The following is a 2,500-nucleotide window of genomic DNA, read 5'->3' as shown; positions in this document are numbered from 1 at the left end:
ACGCAGTTCGCCGAGTCCGCCGTAGCTGACCATGGACACCCGCAGCGGCATGGTCACGGCGAGCTGGTCATTCCACGACAGTCCGGTGAAGGTGCGGATGGGGCCGATCTGAGCATTCTGGGCGATGAGCGCATCGACGAGAGGGCGTGGCTCGGCGGCCGCCTGCCCCCACCACACCCCGTCACCACGGGACAGGTACTTGCCGAAGTCGATCACGATGGCACTCTCTGGATCAGCGTTCCGGTGCCTAGGCCGCCGCCGCAGCACATCGTGACGAGCCCGAGATCGGCTTCGCGGCGCTCGAGTTCGGCAACGAGCGTCGCGATGAGTCGGGCACCGGTCGCTCCGACGGCGTGACCCAGTGCAATGGCGCCGCCGTTGACGTTCACCCGGTCCGGGTCGGGGGAGAGTTCGCGCTGCCAGGCCAGCACCACTGAAGAAAAGGCCTCGTTGACTTCGAACAGATCGATGTCGTCGATCGAGAGCGTGTTGCGCGCCAACAGCTTCCGGGTCGCAGGGATGGGGCCGGTCAGCATGATGATCGGGTCGACGCCGACGGTAGTCTGGTCCACGATCCGGGCCCGGGTGCGAAGGTTCAGGGTGCGTGCGGCGGCCTCGCTGCAGAGCAGTACGGCGGCCGCACTATCGGAGATCGGTGAGGACGACCCCGCGGTGATACGGCCACCGTCCTTGCGGAACACCGGACGCAGGCCCGCCAGCGTTTGGGTGGTGGTGTCCGGACGGACACATTGGTCGCTGGTGCGTCGACTCCCATCAAGTGTGAGCGGCACCATCTCCGCGTCGAAACGGCCGTCTGCGGTGGCCTTTGCGGCCAACTGGTGGGACCGTGCGGCGAAGACGTCCATTTCCTCGCGTCCGATGTCCCATCGGTCGGCGATCAGTTCCGCGCTCTCGCCCTGGTGCACGAAGGCGTATCGGTCGCGCAGTTCGTCGGTCCAGGGGTCGCCGTACAACTCGCTGATCTTGCCTGGTGAGTCGATGGGGATGTGCCCCATGTGTTCAACTCCACCGGCGATCACGACGTCGTGGGTGCCCGAGGCGATCAGGGCGGCGCCCATCTCGACCGCTGTCTGGGCCGAGCCGCATCGCCGGTCCAGGGTGGTCGCCGGCACCTCGGGCGGAAACCCGGCCTGCAGCCACGCATTTCGCGCGATGTTGCGGGACTGCTCGCCGAACGGTGCGGTGCAACCGATGATCAGATCCTCGACCATGGCGGGGTCGATCCCAGTGCGCTCGATCAGGTCGGTGTAACAGGCCGCGAGCATGGCATTCGGGTGAACGTCGCGGTACCAGCCCTTTTCGGGGTGCGACTTGCCGATCGGCGTGCGGACGGCCTCGGCAATGTAGACCGGCCTGCCGAACTGAGTGAACGGACCATCAACGGATCTCGCCATTTAGATCACCGTCCCGCCGTCGACCGGCAACACCTGGCCGGTGATGTACGCACCGGCGTCACTGGCCAGGAATACGAAACTGGGCGCGATCTCCTCCGGTTGTGCCCACCGTCCCAGCGGGATCCGTGCCAGTGTCTTGGCAGCAAGCTTCTCGTTGGCTCGGATGTTTGCGGTCATGTTGGTCGCCGCCAGCGGCGCAACGGCATTCACGGTGATCGACGTTCGGGCGAGTTCGCGCGCGAGCGACTTGGTCAGGCCGACGATGCCCGCCTTGGCAGCGCTGTAGTTGACTTGACCGATCGTTCCAACCAACCCCGCCGCTGAGGTCACGTTGATGATGCGCCCGGTTCCGTCGGTGGCCAGATGGGGGAGTGCGGCGTGGCTGCACAGGAAGCTGCCGACCAGATGGATGTCGACGATCCGTCGGAACGTCTCCTCGGTCTGGTCGGCGAACATCGCAGGCGCTATCGCCCCGGCGTTGTTGACGAGGATGTTCAGGGTTCCGCCGGCAAGTGCGGCCGCCTGGGACACAGCGTCGCCGACGGCTGCGCTGTCGCGGACATCCAGCGCGCACGACTGCGCGCGTCCGCCGCTGGTGGTGATCGACTCGGCAACCGCGGCAGCGGCGTCCTTGTCGATATCGGTCACCAGCACAGCGGCGCCGGCCGAGGCCAAGGCTGCCGCGATGGCCGCGCCAAGGCCGCCGCCGGCTCCGGTGACCAACGCGGAACGTCCATCGAGACGGAAGGTTTGTGCGAGGACGGATTCCGCGGTGGTGTCGACGGCCGCACTGTCGATGGTCATCAGTAGCTCCTCGGCATTCCCAGGACGTGCGAGCCCAAGTAGTTGAGCACCATCTCCTGGCTGATCGGTGCGATCCTCGTCAGGCGGGCCTCCCGGAAGTACCGCGCGACGTGGTACTCCTCGGAGTAGCCCATACCGCCGTGGGTCTGCAGGGCGCGGTCCGCGGCGTCGAAGGCTGCGTCGGCGCACAGGTACTTGGCCGTATTCGCTTCGCGCGCACAGGGTTTACCGTTGTCGTAGAGCCAGGTTGCCTTGCGTAGGATCAGTTCGGCCGCATCGAG

At 66.4% G+C, this 2,500-nt stretch carries 3 protein-coding genes and 1 pseudogene; all 4 read right to left on the bottom strand.

Annotated features, from left to right (window positions below):
* Nucleotides 1-216, bottom strand: a pseudogene (locus QOD90_RS08995) (acetyl-CoA hydrolase/transferase family protein); the annotation flags it as partial.
* Complete coding sequence (locus QOD90_RS08990; protein WP_526348782.1) at nt 213-1,415, bottom strand: thiolase family protein; 1,203 nt, start codon at nt 1,413-1,415, stop codon at nt 213-215. The pseudogene QOD90_RS08995 and the gene QOD90_RS08990, both read right to left, overlap by 4 nt.
* Complete coding sequence (locus tag QOD90_RS08985; protein WP_526348780.1) at nt 1,416-2,219, bottom strand: SDR family NAD(P)-dependent oxidoreductase; 804 nt, start codon at nt 2,217-2,219, stop codon at nt 1,416-1,418.
* A partial coding sequence (locus tag QOD90_RS08980; protein ID WP_526348778.1) for an acyl-CoA dehydrogenase family protein occupies nt 2,219-2,500 on the bottom strand: 282 nt, incomplete at its 5' end. The genes QOD90_RS08980 and QOD90_RS08985, both read right to left, overlap by 1 nt.

The sequence above is a fragment of the Mycobacterium sp. genome (assembly GCF_032161845.1).
In the GTDB taxonomy this organism is placed as follows: domain Bacteria; phylum Actinomycetota; class Actinomycetes; order Mycobacteriales; family Mycobacteriaceae; genus Mycobacterium.
The sequence above is the reverse complement of the archived record's forward strand: the minus strand, read 5'-3'. Positions and strand labels throughout refer to the sequence as shown.

Coding starts and splice junctions, on each gene's coding strand:
- QOD90_RS08990 (WP_526348782.1), bottom strand. CDS start 1,415: ATGGCGAGATCCGTTGATGGTCCGTTCACTCAGTTCGGCAGGCCGGTC.
- QOD90_RS08985 (WP_526348780.1), bottom strand. CDS start 2,219: ATGACCATCGACAGTGCGGCCGTCGACACCACCGCGGAATCCGTCCTC.